General features: G+C 62.9%; 12 protein-coding genes. 10 read left to right on the top strand and 2 right to left on the bottom strand.

The genetic code is table 11. The features are described 5' to 3' along the window. The 10 genes from NEI07_RS09645 to NEI07_RS09600 form a co-directional block, all read left to right on the top strand. The coding region (locus tag NEI07_RS09645) for an alpha-amylase (protein ID WP_256034256.1) at positions 1-1,155 on the top strand (1,155 nt) is incomplete at its 5' end. Between the two features lie 97 nt (positions 1,156-1,252). After that, complete coding sequence (locus NEI07_RS09640) at positions 1,253-1,825, top strand: ANTAR domain-containing response regulator (protein ID WP_256034259.1); 573 nt, start codon at positions 1,253-1,255, stop codon at positions 1,823-1,825. Continuing rightward, positions 1,822-2,970: a CmpA/NrtA family ABC transporter substrate-binding protein gene (locus NEI07_RS09635; RefSeq protein ID WP_256034254.1), complete on the top strand. Its 1,149-nt coding sequence runs from the start codon at positions 1,822-1,824 to the stop codon at positions 2,968-2,970. Before NEI07_RS09640 ends, NEI07_RS09635 begins: the two co-directional genes overlap by 4 nt. Before the next feature lie 327 nt (positions 2,971-3,297). Continuing rightward, the gene (locus NEI07_RS09630) at positions 3,298-4,527 is read left to right on the top strand and encodes an NAD(P)/FAD-dependent oxidoreductase (RefSeq protein ID WP_256034253.1); all 1,230 of its coding nucleotides are present in this window, start codon (positions 3,298-3,300) and stop codon (positions 4,525-4,527) included. A 1-nt stretch (position 4,528) separates the two neighbouring features. Continuing rightward, positions 4,529-6,283, top strand: coding sequence for a NirA family protein (locus tag NEI07_RS09625; RefSeq protein WP_256034251.1), 1,755 nt, complete (start codon positions 4,529-4,531; stop codon positions 6,281-6,283). A gap of 5 nt (positions 6,284-6,288) precedes the next feature. Beyond that, entirely contained in the window at positions 6,289-7,869 is a 1,581-nt protein-coding gene (locus NEI07_RS09620) for a sulfite reductase subunit alpha (protein ID WP_256034258.1), read from the top strand. A gap of 8 nt (positions 7,870-7,877) precedes the next feature. Further along, positions 7,878-10,655 carry a nitrate reductase gene (locus NEI07_RS09615; protein WP_256034250.1) on the top strand — a complete coding sequence of 926 codons (2,778 nt, stop codon included), beginning with the start codon at positions 7,878-7,880 and terminating at the stop codon, positions 10,653-10,655. Next, positions 10,636-11,898, top strand: coding sequence for an MFS transporter (locus NEI07_RS09610; protein ID WP_256034249.1), 1,263 nt, complete (start codon positions 10,636-10,638; stop codon positions 11,896-11,898). The genes NEI07_RS09615 and NEI07_RS09610 overlap by 20 nt, the downstream gene beginning before the upstream one ends. Before the next feature lie 14 nt (positions 11,899-11,912). Beyond that, a complete protein-coding gene (locus NEI07_RS19615) occupies positions 11,913-13,619 on the top strand; it encodes a bifunctional protein-serine/threonine kinase/phosphatase (RefSeq protein ID WP_256034247.1) in 1,707 nt (568 codons plus the stop codon). Positions 13,620-13,794: 175 nt separating this feature from the next. Then, positions 13,795-13,923, top strand: coding sequence for a hypothetical protein (locus NEI07_RS09600; protein WP_256034246.1), 129 nt, complete (start codon positions 13,795-13,797; stop codon positions 13,921-13,923). 57 nt (positions 13,924-13,980) lie between these two features. Here the strand turns inward: NEI07_RS09600 and NEI07_RS09595 are convergent, their stop codons facing one another. Together NEI07_RS09595 and NEI07_RS09590 are read right to left on the bottom strand one after the other, a co-directional pair. Continuing rightward, positions 13,981-14,829 carry a hypothetical protein gene (locus NEI07_RS09595; RefSeq protein ID WP_256034245.1) on the bottom strand — a complete coding sequence of 283 codons (849 nt, stop codon included), beginning with the start codon at positions 14,827-14,829 and terminating at the stop codon, positions 13,981-13,983. Between the two features lie 161 nt (positions 14,830-14,990). Beyond that, on the bottom strand, positions 14,991-15,311 hold a 321-nt coding region (locus NEI07_RS09590), incomplete at its 5' end, for a CHAD domain-containing protein (protein ID WP_256034244.1).

Below are 15,311 nucleotides of genomic sequence, written 5' to 3'. Positions count from 1 at the left end.
GCGCTCGTCGCGACCGGCGCGAACGCCGCGCCCCGCAAGAACGCGCCGTCCGGCGCGACGGCGATACAACTTCAAGCGCCGCCGCCATCCCCCGCGCCGGCCGCGCCGCCGCCGCCGCCGGCGCCCATGGGGGTATTCGGCGCCGATATGCCGGCCGCCGGCAAACTCGTTTTCTCCATTACGCCGGTGTTCGCCAATCTGTCCGGCATCAAAATGGGAACGCGCACGGTCTCAAACGAATATATCGTCACGACGGTGCCGTTCTTTCTCAATCCCAAGCAGACTGTGCGCATTATTCCGCAAAACATTGCGGTCGCGACGCAAATTGCCGGACTGAGCTACGGCGTCACGAAAGATTTCGCAGTGGTTCTCACGGCCGGCATGATCGAGAAAAATCTCAACGCGCTAACCTTCAAGGGCGCGTCCGGCATTTTGCCGCTCGGCAGGAGTTTGCCGGGAACGACGAGCCTTGCGGATGTCACTTTGTCGGGCGTCTATCGCATCTATCAGGACGACGTCCACCGCATCCAGCTCTCTCTTGGCATCTCCTTGCCCGCCGGCAGCTACACCGCAACGTTCAAGGACTTTCTTCTGCCCGACGGTTCCCGCCGCAACGTTCGCGCGTTCTATGGGATGCAGCCCGGCACGGGCACATTCGATTTGCTACCAGGCATCGTCTATGCGGGCTATCTGGGACCGTGGTCGTGGGGTCTCGGCTATCGCGGGCGCTTCCCTCTGGCCGCAAATTCGCTGGGCTATTCCTGGGACTACCTGCTCGAATATCGCCTGCGCTTCCCGCTCGGTCCCAATCCTACCGGGGGCTACCGATGGGGCGATCTGCATGAATTCAACGCCTGGGGCGGCTACACCTGGACGCCCGGACTCACCACCACCTTCCGCGTGAGCGGTTCGACGCAGGGCCCGATTCGCGGCTTCGATCCGGAAATCCGCGGCCCGGCCGTGCCCGCCAATCCGGCCTTTTACGGCGGACAGCGGGTCGAACTCTTCGGCGGCGCGACGATCAGCGGCAAATTTATCGGCTATGACAGTGTGACGGTCGCGGTCGAGGCCGGTTTGCCCGTCTATCAGAATCTCAACGGTCCGCAGATCATGAAGAACTGGCAGGCGGGCATGTCGTTGCGGTTCAAGATATAACGTGCATTGGTCGCGGCCCGGCGGGCGGATCGCGGAGACTTACGGCGATGCGCCGCCGCTGGCGCGACCCAGACATGCGCTCATTGGACGCCGTGAATTGAAGATCGTCATTGTCGACGAAAGTCCCATCCGCTCGCTGATCCTCGAGGAGGGACTGCGTGACGCCGGCTTCACGGAGGTCGAGCGCATCAGCGAAATGCACAATCTGCTGAAGCACATCTACGCCAGCGACCCTGACGTGATCCTGATCGATCTCGAAAATCCTTCGCGCGATACGCTTGAACAAATGTTTCAGGTCAGTCGCGCCGTGCGTCGGCCGATCGCCATGTTTGTCGATCAGAGCGATACGGCGTCCATTCAAGCCTCGGTCGACGCTGGCGTCTCGGCCTATATCGTCGACGGCTTGAAAAAAGAGCGCATCAAATCGATTCTCGATCTGTGCGTTTCGCGGTTCAACGCCTTCTCGAAGCTTCAGGATGATCTCGAGCAGGCCAAATCCGATCTCGAGGAGCGCAAGACGATCGAACGCGCCAAAGGCATATTGATGAAGGCGAAGAAGCTTTCCGAAGACGACGCCTACAAGATGCTGCGCGGCGCCGCGATGCGCGAAAACAAAAAGCTTGTCGAAATTGCACGCTCGGTCATCACTGCGGCGGAGATGTTTAAATGACCGGCGAAGCGCATGTGAAAATTGGCTTCATTCCGCTCGTCGACGCCGCCGCGCTGTTGATTGCCGCGTATAAGGGATTCGCCAAGGCGGAAGGCCTCGACATCGAACTGATCCGCGAAGCGTCCTGGGCGAATATTAGAGACAAGCTCGCCATCGGCCGTTTCGATGCGGCGCATCTTCTGGCGCCAATGGCGGTCGCGTCCACGCTCGGACTGGGCCATGTGCGAGTCCCCCTTGTCGCGCCGATGAATCTCGCGATGAATGGCAATGCGATCGCGGTGTCCACAGCGCTTTATGCCGAACTCGCCGCGGAAGGGGAGGTCGCGTATCCGGCGCAAACCGCGCGCGCGCTCGCCAAGCTCGTCGCGCGGCGAAGGGCCGAGGGACGTGAGCCTCTGACCTTCGGCATGACCTTTCCTTTTTCCATGCACAATTATCAGTTGCGCTACTGGATGGCGGAAGGCGGCGTCGATCCGGATGAAGACCTGCGGTTGATCGTTCTGCCGCCGCCCTACATGGTCGAAAATCTGGCGCGCGGCCAGCTCGACGGCTTTTGTGTTGGCGCGCCCTGGAGTTCTGTCGCGGTCGACGCCGGCGTTGGCGTCATTCTGCATTTCGGCTGCGAGATTTTCGCGTGCGGGCCCGAGAAAGTCCTCGCTCTGCGCGAAAGCTTCGCCGACGATGATCATAATCTCGTCGCCGCGCTGATCCGCGCGCTCGATAGGGGGGCCGCCTTCGTCGACGAGCCGCAAAACCTCGGCGAGGTTTCGCAAATTCTCTCGCGACAGGAATTTGTCGGCGTCGACGCCGAGATCATCCGCCGCGTGCTCACGGGCAATTTACGCGTTAAGGCGCGCGACGAACGAAGCGACGCCAATTATCTTATCATCGGACGAGACGGTGCCATGCGGCCGGATCCACGGCAAGCTGAATGGATCTATGCGCAGATGCTTCGCTGGGGGCAGACGCGCCATTCGCCACAGATGGCCGATCGCGCGAAGAGCGTCCTGCGCCCGGATCTTTTTGACGCCGCCATTGAGCGCCCCCACATTCAGCGCGAAATCGGGGCCTTTGCGGGACCGTCGTTCGACGGCCGGAGCTACGCGGATTATCTCGCCGGCTTCGCTATAGGACAGCGGCTGTAGCGCTGAACCGCTGCTCGAAAGAGCTATAAGTTAGGCGCCTCGCGCCTAAGCATTCGGCGCCGCAAAATGCCGCCCGCCGCCGTCGGTCAGCGCCAAAACGCCCGCATTCCTCAAGAAAAACCACGCCGGCGCCTCTGGCCCGAAATGTGCAATCACCTCATCGGTCAACGACGACCGCCGGTCCGCCGGAACGAGCCCAAAGCTGGGCTCCGTCACAAAAGCGATTTCGCAATTTGCGTCGCGCTTTGGTCGTCTTGCCCGTTCACATCCCACGTAAGGCAAAGCGACTTGTGACCGGACCGATCGGCCGTTCAGCAGAGTCGACACATGACTGTATTGCAGGATTGCAGAAGTCGCGAGAAGCTTGTCGTCGTCGGAGCCGGCATGGCGGCCACGCGTTTCGTCGAGGAGCTGACGAACCGGGCGCCGGGTCGTTACGACATTCTCGTGATCGGCGACGAGCCGCGGCTTGCCTACAACCGCGTGCTGCTTTCTTCGGTGCTGGCCGGGGAATTGTCGGTCGATGACATTGAGCTCAAGCCCTCACAATGGTGGCGCGCCGCCGGCGTTGAGGTTCTGAGCGGCCGCAAGGTCATAAAGATCGACGCAGCGGCGCGGCGCCTCCTTCTCGATAATGGCGAGAGCGTCGACTATTCGAAAGTCGCGCTCGCCACCGGGTCGCGCGCGGCAAGGCTGCCGATCGAGGGCGCCGATCTTAAGGGCGTTCACGTGTTTCGCGACGTCGAGGACGTCGACGCGCTGTCGCGGTTGGGAAAGGAGATGCGCGCGCTTGTGATTGGCGGCGGCCTTCTCGGACTGGAGGCGGCCTATGGCCTTGCGCGACGCGGCGTCGACGTGACGCTCGCCCATGTCATGGATCGGCTGATGGAGCGCCAACTCGATGCGGTCGGCGCCGACATCTTGCGCCGCCTCGTTGAAGAGAAGGGCGTGCGTGTGCTTCTCAACGCTAACGCGACGCGCATCAACGGTTCGGGCCGAGTCGAGAATGTAGAATTCGCCGACGGACAAACGATTCCAGCCGACGCCGTGATTTTCGCCGTCGGCATTCAGCCCAACGCCGAACTCGCGCGACAGGCCGGTCTTGACGTCGGGCGAGGCGTGAAGGTCGACGATGGCCTCAAGACGAGCGAACCAGGCGTTTTCGCCATCGGCGAATGCGCCGAACATCGCGGCGTCTGTTACGGCCTCGTCGAGCCCGCCTATGAGCAGGGCCGCGTTCTCGCCATGCGGCTCGCCGGTGAAGACGCGTCCTATGGCGGCAGCGTCGTCTCCACCAACCTGAAAGTCTCCGGCGTGCGCGTTTTCTCGGCCGGCGATTATCTCGGCGAGGGCGACGCGCGCCGCATCGTCTGCAAGGACCCGCGCATGGGGATTTATCGCAAGCTTGTCGTGCGCGACGACAGGCTGGTGGGCGCGATCCTGATCGGAGATACGAGCGGCGCGGCCGATCTCCTCGATCTCATTCGCTCCGGCGCTGACATTTCCTCTCAGCGCGACGAATTGATGTTCGGCCCGCCGATGCAAGAGGCCGCCTGAAATGTCCGTCGATTTCACGCTCGACCAGAAGCGCTATCTCGAAGGCTTCGCCGCCGGCTTCTCGGCGCGCGGCGGACAAAAGGCGCCGCCCGCGCAAGCGCAGCCGATGGGGCCGGACACCGCGCATCTATCTGCGCAGGACCGCGTGACGGCGGCCGGCGGCAAGCTCAATGATCAAGAAAAATGGAAGCGCGAAGAGCATCCGTTCGACGCCTGGCCGCGGCTTGTCGCTCAGGCGAAAGAGAACGCGCCGCCAAAGCCCGCCGACAATTTCCGCTGGCGCTATTATGGGCTCTTCTATGTCGCGCCGGCGCAGGAGTCCTATATGTGCCGGCTGCGCATTCCCAATGGCGCGCTGACGCATTGGCAGTTCGCCGGGCTTGCGGATCTCGCGGAAAATTATGGCGGCGGCTATCTGCATGTGACGACGCGCGCCAATATCCAGATCCGCGAGATCGCGCCGAAAAACGCAACCAATATCGTCGAGGCGATTCAGGATCTCGGACTGTGGAGCAAGGGCTCCGGCGCGGACAATATTCGCAACATCACCGGCACGCCGACCGCCGGCGTCGATCCGCAGGAACTCATCGACACGCGCCCCTATGCGCGCGCCATGCATCATCACATCCTCAACGATCGCTCGCTGTACGGACTGCCGCGCAAGTTCAACATCGCCTTTGACGGCGCAGGATTGATCGGCGCGCTGGAAGACACCAATGACATCGGCTTTCAGGCCGTTGTCGTGAACGACGAGCATGGCGTCGCGCCGGGCGTTTATTTCCGCCTCGCGCTCGGCGGCATTACGGGTCACAAGGATTTCGCGCGCGACACGGGCATGATCGTTTCGCCGGACCAGGCGGTGGAGGTCGCCGACAAGATACTGCGAGTCTTCATCGAGCATGGCGATCGCACCAATCGCGCCAAGGCGCGGCTCAAATATGTGCTCGACGCGTGGGGGTTCGACAAATTCCTCGCCGCCGTCGAAGAAAAGCTGGGCCGCAAGCTGCTTCGCGTCGACGCGGCTGCGATCGCCGTCCGCCCGCGTCAGGATCGCGCCGCGCATATCGGCGTGCATCCGCAAAAGCAGCCGGGCTTCAATTGGATCGGCGTTGCGTTGCCGGTCGGTCGCTTTACCCCCGAGCAGGCGCGCGGTCTCGCTGAGATCGCGCGCCAATTCGGCGACGGTAGTCTGCGTCTTACGGTCTGGCAGAATGTGCTGATTACCGGCGTCACAGATGAATACATCGCGGACGCTGTCGCGAGGATCGAAGCGCTCGGTCTTTCGACGCAGGCCTCGCCGATTCGCGCGGGGCTCATCGCTTGCACGGGCAATTCCGGCTGCCGTTTCGCCGCCGCCGACACCAAGCGGCATGCTGAAGAGATCGCCGCCTATTGCGAAGTCGCGGCGCCAATCGACACGCCGATCAACATTCATCTCACCGGCTGCCATCATTCCTGCGCGCAGCATTATATCGGCGACATCGGACTGATCGGCGCGCGCGTGCCGGTGAATGACGAGGGCGACGCGGTCGAGGGCTATCACATTCTCGTCGGCGGCGGCTTTGCGGAAGACGCCGGCATTGCCGCCGAGTTTTGTCAAAATGTGAAAGCGGAAGAGGCGCCGGAAATGGTGGCGAGAATTCTGCGCGCCTATCGAAAGAACCGGGCGAACGCGGACGAAACCTTTGTCGGCTTCGCGCGCCGGCACGACATCGAGACGCTTCGCCGTCTCGCCAATGAGGAGAGCGTGGCGTGACCCTTATGTCCTCTCCGCCGTTTCTCATTCCGCCGAACGCGCCTTTCACGCACGAGCAGCGCGCCTGGCTCAGCGGCTTCTTTGCCGGCTTCGCGGCGCCCGATGACAGCTCGATCACGCCGCTCTCGCCAGAGGCCAACGCCGCCGTCATGGCCGGCGCCGATAGCGACGATGGCGAGGCGCCGTGGCATGACCAGACGCTGGCGCTCGAATCGCGCATGCAGCTTGCGCAAGGCCGTCCGTTGCGTCGTCGCCTGATGGCGGCCATGGCGCAACAGGACTGCGGCCAGTGCGGCTATAATTGCGAGACCTATGCGGACGCGCTCGCCGCGCGCAAGGAGGCTCGCCTCAACCTCTGCGCGCCCGGCGGCAAGGACACGGCGCGCATGCTGAAGGCGCTTGCGGCGGAGATGGATCAGCCTTCGCCAGCGCCGACCACTGTCGCCCAGATTGAACCCACGATCGCTTTGGCGCCCGGCTGCTCGCGCGACAATCCGGCGCGCGCGACTTTCCTTTCACGCCGTCGACTGAACAAGGAAGGCTCGGAAAAAGACACCTGGCACATCGAGTTCGATCTCGGCGCCGGCGACATGAGCTACAAAGTTGGCGACAGTTTCGGCGTGTTTGCCAAAAATGATCTCGGCCTCGTCGATCAGATCATCGCCATGCTCGGCGCCTCGCATGTGACGCCTGTACGAGACAAGACTCTGCGCGAAGCATTGCTGAGCGACGTCTCTCTCGCTCCGGCGCCTGATGCGCTTTTCGAACTGATCTCCTTCATTACCGGCGGGGCGCAGCGTGAAAAAGCGCGTTTGCTGGCGCAGGGCAAGGATCCTGACGGCGACGCGGCGACGCTCGACGTGCTCGCCGTGCTGCAGAAATTTCCAGGCGCCCGGCCCCATCCGGAAGCCTTTGTCGAAGCCTTGGAGCCGCTGCAGCCGCGCCTTTACTCCATCTCCTCGTCCCCCAAGGCGACGCCGGGGCGCCTGTCGCTGACTGTCGACGCGGTTCGATATGTCGTCGGTAAGCGCAGGCGTCTTGGCGTCGCCTCGACCTTTCTGGCCGAGCGCATCGCGCCAGGCGACAGCCTTTCGGTTTATGTGCAGTCGGCGCATGGCTTCGCCCTGCCGGATGATCCGGCGACGCCTATCATCATGGTCGGGCCTGGCACCGGCGTTGCGCCATTTCGCGCCTTTCTGCATGAGCGCGCGGCGACCCGCTCGCCCGGCAGGAACTGGCTCTTCTTTGGACACCAGCGTTCGGCCTGCGATTTCTTCTACGCCGACGAATTCGAAACGATGAAGGCGACAGGTCTGCTCACGCGTCTGTCGCTCGCCTGGTCGCGCGACGGCGCAGAAAAATTCTATGTGCAGGACCGCATGCGCCAGTCCGGCCGTGAATTATGGGCGTGGCTTGCGGAGGGCGCGCATTTTTACGTCTGCGGCGATGCGCAGCGCATGGCCAAGGATGTCGAACGCGCGCTTGTCGACGTCGTCGCCGAATTCGGCGCCCGCAACGCCGATGAAGCGGTCGCCTTCGTCGCGCAGCTCAAGAAGAGCGGGCGCTACCTACAGGACGTCTATTGAGGCCGCTCATGCTCGATGAAGTCCTGGCGCCCGCGGCGCTTGAAAATCTGCACAACAGCATCGCGCCTGTTCAGGCGACGACGACGCGCTCGACCTGCCCCTATTGCGGCGTCGGTTGCGGCGTGCTCGCGTCCGCTGGCGGCGAAGTGGCTGGCGATCCGGCGCATCCCGCAAATTTCGGTCGGCTCTGCTCCAAGGGATCGGCGCTTGGGGAAACGCTCGGGCTCGGCGGGCGCCTTCTCCATCCGATGCGCCGTCAGGCCGATGGCGCCTTCGCACGCGTGAGCTGGGATGCGGCGCTGGACGAGGCCGCCAGCGGCTTTCGTCGCATCGTCGACGCGCACGGTCCTGACGCCGTCGCGGTTTATCTCTCCGGTCAGCTGCTGACCGAGGACTATTACGTCGCCAACAAGCTGATGAAGGGCTTTATCGGTTCCGCCAACGTCGACACCAATTCGCGCCTGTGCATGGCCTCCACGGTCGCGGGCCACAAGCGCGCCTTCGGCGCGGACGCTGTGCCGGGCTGTTACGAGGATCTGGACGAAGCCGACCTCATTGTGCTCGTCGGCTCAAACGCCGCCTGGTGTCATCCCATTCTGTTCCAGCGCATCATGCGCAACAAGGAGGAGCGCGGCGCCAAGCTCGTCGTCATCGACACGCGCCGCACGCCGACGGCTGAAAGCGCCGACCTGTTTCTGCAGATCGCGCCGGGCGCGGATCAGGCGCTGTTTTGCGGCCTGCTCGTCAATCTGGCGAAGATCGGCGCCTTCGACATGGATTACGTCGGCCGCCATACGGCTGGCCTGGAGCGCTCACTGACGGCCGCCCGGAGTCTCGCGCCGTCAATTGAAGCGACTGCCGCATCGACCGGACTGCGCGAGGTCGACATTGCGTCCTTCTTCGGATGGTTCGCGCAAACGCCGCGCACGGTCACGGCGTTCTCGCAGGGCGTCAATCAGTCGGCGCAGGGGACCGACAAGGTCAACGCCATCATCAATTGTCACCTCGCGACAGGTCGCGTCGGCAAGCCCGGCGCGGCGCCCTTTTCGCTCACGGGCCAGCCAAACGCCATGGGCGGGCGCGAAGTCGGCGGGCTCGCCAACAGCCTCGCTGCGCATATGGGCTTCGAGCCCGCAAACATCGACCGCGTTCGTCGCTTCTGGAATGCGCCGCGCATGGCGATGCGTGATGGATTGAAGGCGGTGCAGATGTTCGACGCCATCGCGCGCGGCGACATCAAGGCGCTGTGGGTCGTCGGAACCAATCCGGCGGCGTCGCTTCCAAACGCCAATGCCGCGCGCGCCGCTCTCGGCAAGCTCGAACTCTTCATCGTTTCCGATAATGTGACGTCGAACGACACGATCAATAGCGGCGCGCATTTGCTCCTGCCGGCGCAGGCGTGGGGCGAAAAAAGCGGCGCGGTGACGAATTCGGAACGCCGAATCTCTCGTCAGCGCGCCTTTATGCCTGCCCCGGGAGAAACGCGCGCCGACTGGGCGATCTTCGCGGATGTCGCGCGACGCATGGGCTTTGCAGGCTTTGATTATCGGTCATCTGCAGATGTTTTTCGCGAACACGCCGCGCTTTCGGCTTTCGAGAATGACGCAACGCGGGCCTTCGATATTGGCGGGCTGGCGCGGCTGAGCGACGCTGAATATGACGCGCTCGAGCCGACGCAGTGGCCAATCCGCGATGGTGACGGCAAGGGCCGCGCGCGCCTCTTCGCCGATGGCGCGTTCTTCTCGCAGGGCGGACGAGCCACATTCATCGCGCCGGCGAGGCCGACGTTGGCGACCACACTGACGAAGGACTTTCCGCTTCGGCTCAACACCGGCCGCATTCGCGATCAATGGCACACGATGACGCGCACGGGCGCGAGCCCCCGCCTTGCGCGGCATCTTCCTGAACCCTTCGCGGAAATTAATCCGTCGGACGCTGAGCGCTTTGCCGTAGAAGACGGCGGCTTCGCTCGCATCGCGACGCCCTATGGAAGCTGCGTCTTGCGCGCGGTGGCGACGGATCGACAGCCTGCGGGGCATGTTTTCGCGCCGATCCACTGGACCGATGAAACCGCCGAGGATGCGCGCGTTGGCGCGCTCGTCGCGCCCTTCGTTGACCCTTTCTCGGGTCAGCCGGAATCCAAGGCGACGCCCGCCATCGTCACGCCTTTGCGCTTTGCGCGCCAGGGCTTCCTCCTCTCGCGCGGCTCGATCACGCTGCCCGAGAGCGTATGGTGGGCGCGGGTCGCCGTCGCCAATGGCTACGGCTACCGCGTCGCCGCCGACCTGTCGGATGACGCCTGGACAGACGTCATCCGCGCCGCGGCGACGAGTGAAGACGTCATACAATTGATCGATGAAACGAAGAGCCTTCTCTCGGGGGCAGCCTTCGTCGGGGAGCGCGCAGCGCTCATCTGGGCGCTGGCGCCTGTTCCGCCATCTTGGGATTTGGCGCTCGAACTCTTCACCCGCGATCGTCTCGATCAGTCAGAGCGGCTGTCGCTGTTGTCCGGTCGCTCGGGCCGACAGCTGACGGATGACGGTCCGCTCGTCTGTTCATGCTTTAGCGTCGGCCAAAAGCAAATCGAAGCCGCAATCCAACAAGGCTGCCGCTCCGCATCCGCCGTCGGCAAGGCCACCCGCGCAGGCACCAATTGCGGCTCCTGCCGACCGGAAATTCAACGTCTCATCAAGATTTCTCTCGCGCCCGAGTCTGCGATGGATTTGGCGCGAGAGGAACAAACAAGCATGAAAGAAGGAGCATCTGATGAAACTGTCGGACTTTAAAAAGGCCGGTCATTGGCCGACGCTGCTTGCGGCCTTTCTCTACTTTGATATCAGCTTCATGGCTTGGGTCTCACTCGGCCCGCTGATGATTTACATCAGCAAAGGCATGCCGATTTCCGTCGAGGACAAACTCTCGCTTGTCGCGATTCCCGTTCTCGGCGGCGCCTTCTTTCGCGTGCCGCTCGGCCTCCTTGCCGACGCGATCGGCCCGAAGATGACGGGCATCCTCGCGCAGGCGATCGTGATGTTCGCCGTATCTCTGGTGTGCGTCTTTGGCCTGAGCAGTTCGATCGCCATCGCGCTTTTCGGTCTGTCCCTCGGCGTCGCCGGCGCCTCCTTCGCCGTCGCCTTGCCGCAGGCCGGCCGATGGTATCCCCCGCAATATCAGGGTCTGGTGATGGGCATCGCCGGCGCTGGCAATATGGGGGTCGTGCTCGACACGCTTTTTGCGCCGTCGATCGCCGAGGCCTACGGTTGGCAGGCCGTTTATGGCGTATTGCTCGCGCTGATGGTCTTGGTGCTGCTCATTTATTCACTGGCCGCCAAGGACGCGCCCGGCGGCAAAACGACGATCGCTCTTGCCGACTACGGCAGAATGCTGGCGGACTCCGACAGCCGCTGGTTCATGTTTTTCTACTTCATCACCTTCGGCGGCTTCGTTGGTCTTGCTTCGGCGCTTCCGCTCTATTTTACGACGCAGTATCACGCCACGGGAGTCGCCGCGGGCCTCATGGTCGCGCTGATCGTCGCCTTCGGTTCGGGCTTCAGGCCCGTCGGCGGCTATATCGCGGACCGCATCGGCGGGGTGAAGACGTTGTGCTTCCTCTTCGTTGTCGTTTCCGCCTGCTATTTCGCCGTCGCCTTTCTGCCGGCGGGACCGGCGCCGGCGAAAGGCGTTGCGGGATGGGGTCTGACGCAGCTGCCGCCCGTCGCCTTTGCAGCGGTGGCGTTGTTCTCTGTCGGCGTGTTATCGCTCGGCATGGGCAATGGCGCGGTGTTTCAGTTGCTGCCGCAGCGTTTCCGCCGGGAGATCGGCGCGATGACGGGCCTCGTCGGCGCGGCAGGCGGTTTTGGCGGATTTTTTCTCGCCAAGACGCTCGCCTACTCCAAAGGAGCGACGGGCGGCTTCACCGCCGGATTCGTCTTCTTCGGTTTCCTTGCGCTGCTCGGTCTCGTCGGTCTGATCTTCGTTAAGACGCGCTGGCGGACGACTTGGGGCGCCGTTTCCGGCGCGCGAATCTGAGCTAAGGAACAGCCGTGTCGGTCCGCGTCGTTCATGATCTTCGAATCGAAGCGGGCTTTGCGACGCAAAAAGGCCGACGGCCCGACAATCAGGACTATGTGGCATTTTGCCTGGGTTCAGGCGGCGCCGGCGCCTTACAAGGCGTCGTCGCCGCCATCGCCGATGGCGTTGGCGGCCACAAGGGCGGACGCGCGGCGGCTGAAACCGCCGTGCGCGCCTTCATCGACGGCTACTATGCGCAGCCGGAGACTTTGGGCGTCAGTCGCGCCGCCGCCCGTTCACTCGAAGCGGCCAACAGCTGGATCGCCGCTCAGTCGAGAGTCGACCCGGCTTTGCAAGGCATGGCGACGACGTTCAGCGCGCTGATCCTGTCGCGTCGAAACGCGTTTATCCTTCATGTCGGCGATACGCGCGTCTACCGACTCGCCGGCGCTAGCCTCGAAAGACTGACGAAAGATCACACGATCGGTCGCGGCGATTTCGCACATGCGCTCCTACGCGCTGTGGGCTTTGACGATGCGCTCCTGTTTGACCAAGGAATGCATAGTCTCAATATTCATGATCGATTTCTGCTGTGTTCGGACGGCGTTCATGGCGTGTTGCCAGACGCGACGCTTCGTGCGCTGCTCGCCGAAAGAGGCGGACCGCAGGAAACGTCGGAGAGGATTGTTCAAGCTGCGCTCGAGGCGGGCAGCCATGACAATGTCACTGCGCTTGTCGTTGACGTCGTCGATGTGCCGCCCGCCGACGAGCGCGCCCTGTCGCGCGCCTTCGCGGCCTTGCGGATTGGCGAGCTGCCGGCGATCGGAGATCTTGTCGACGATTTTCGAATTGACGACCTTCTCTCTGAAGGGCGCTACAGTCGGCTGATGCGGGCGACGGATACGCAGAACGGAAAAGCGGTCGTTTTGAAGTTTCCGCATCCGCGCGTCGCCAATGATGCAGCCTACCGCCTTGCCTTCGTCAATGAAGCCTGGGTTGCGGCGCGGGTAAGAAGTCCGTTCATCGGCGAAGTCGTCGAACTGCTCCCGGGCAGACAAAGCCGGCTCTATTCGGTGATGCCCTATTACGATGGCGAAACGTTGGAGCGGCGGCTGCGGCGCGAACCACGCATCGACCTTGCTGAGGGCGTCTCAATCGCCACGCGCCTGTCGCGCGCCATCGCGACCCTGCACCGCTGCGGCGTCATCCACCGCGACATCAAACCGGATAATGTCATTTTGCTCAAGGATGGCGGGCTGCGGCTCGTCGATCTCGGCGTCTGTCGCGCGCCGAACCTCGAGAACTTGCCGGAAATACACGCGCCCGGCACGCCGAGCTACATGGCCCCCGAGCTTTTCGACGGCGCCGCTGGCGACGAAGCGTCGGATCTTTATGCGCTCGGAGTGACGGTCTATCGCATGTTCAGCCGTTGCTATCCTTATGGCGAAATCGAGCCCTTCAGCCGACCTCGCTTCACCAAGCCGCCGCCGCTCGCCCACAAGAGACCGGACCTTCCGTCCTGGCTCGACGCCGCCATCCTCAAAGCGATCGCCGTCGAGCGCGCCGATCGCTTCGGCGACGTGTTGGAGTTTGCCTTCGAGCTTGAAAACGGCTCGGCGCGCGCGCAGCCGTTGACGCTGCGCAAGAAATCCCTCTACGAGCGCAACCCAGTCCTATTCTGGCAAACGCTCTGTTTGCTGCTGGCGCTCTTGTTGGCGATCTCGCTTTTTTATCGCTAGATCACTTCCCACTTTTTCGCGAGCCGGGCTCTAGACGAGCGGCCGTAGCTCAATCCGACGCTGCCGCGAATTCGCTTGAGCCGGGCGGAGCTCGGCGCTCAAGGCTTGTGCGTCGGCGTACAGCCACATCGCGCGTCTCTCCTTAACTTCTGATTAACGCAGAAAGGAGAACGTCATGGGACCGATCATCACGACAGGAATTTTCGGAGTCGTCGCCATCGCATTGGCCGCCGAAGCGCTCAACATCGCCATGGCGCTTGGCGAATTCAGTCACGTCGCCGCCTATAATGCGGGGCTCTTCTGACGCTTCGCAGTCGCGCGCCGCCGGCGGCGGCGCTGGCCGGCGCTCAGAGCGCAGACTTCATCGATCGCGGCCGAGCGTCGGGAAGAAACCTTTGCCAACATGCCGGGCGGCGACGTCGCCCAGAAGATCGCGCCACATGCGATAGGGATCGTTGAAAACGCCTTCTCCGAGATCCCTATCGGCAAGAGCCGCAGCCAAACACGCCATGGCCTGAGGCAAATCGTGCGCATTCTCGAGATAGAGAAGCCGCGTTCCGACCGACTCTTCGCCCATCAACGACATGGCGGCGGCGATTTCGACATTGTCGCGGCGCCCAAAGGCCACGCCGCAAACGCAGACGAGACAGCTCTCCCAAACTGCAGGGTCGGTCTCGTCGATGAAACTGTGCAAGCCTCTGACGATGGATGCGTAGACCGCCTCTCCCGCCGCGGTGATGATCTTTTCAAGTTCGACCTGAACCTTTTCGAGAGCTTCCGGGAGCTCCGTCGGCGTCGCCATCTGACCTGCGGCCCAGTTGACCGAGAGCTGAAGGAGCTGACCCAGAACGATTTGCGCGGGGGTCACGAGTTCGGCAGGCAGCTCGCGCGACAGACGGGAGACAGCGTCCTCCAGCGCCTTATTCAGGCGTGCCGCTGCAAGCCGTGCGGACTCGGGGTCCTTCCCGCGCAGCAGGCGCGCCCAGGTTCCCTGGACGCCGATAACCGCATGCATCAGCGACTTGATCTGGGTTATCCACGGCGTCGGCGGATAGGATTTTACGACCACGCCATGCTCGATGCGCCAGATTTCGCCGGTCCCGATCAATGTGATCGCAGAGACCGGCGTCGATGCGAACACCTCGTCGCGATTTGCGCCGTAAAGCATTCGGAAGGCGGCGTTGATCTCGCTGAACGGATCGCTTTGCATAAATTTCAGTCTCCCAATATCCGACATCCATCAACAAGACGGCGCGCATCGTATCGCGCGCCGCACTCCTCAACGTCAAACCATTTACCCGGCAACATAGCGCCAAGCGCAATCCAAAGATTACCAGGGAAACGCCTATTGGCGCGGCGATGGCGACATCGTCATTTCCAGAATGGGCGGGTCTGTTCGAGATCTTTCCAGAGCGCCTTGGCGCCGATCCAGCCCAACTCGGCGCGCGCCTGACTCGCCCCGATCATCCAGCCGATGGCGCGCTGTATCGACGGATCTTCGGCGCCGGGAACATCCGTTCTCGTGAACAGGGCTTTCAGCGTCGCGGCGTCATTGAGGTCGCCAAACACGTTCTGCAGCTTCTTAAGCCGCTTCAAGAAAGGATCGATTCGTTTCTCGGGATATAAGGAGCAAAAGAATTCGACCGCATAGCGCAGCTTTTTGAGCTCTTTGCGCAGCTCGTGGCGCTGTTC

This window comes from Methylocystis suflitae (assembly GCF_024448135.1).
Taxonomy (GTDB): domain Bacteria; phylum Pseudomonadota; class Alphaproteobacteria; order Rhizobiales; family Beijerinckiaceae; genus Methylocystis; species Methylocystis suflitae.
Note: the sequence above shows the minus strand (reverse complement) of the source record. Positions and strands in the feature narration are given on the sequence as shown.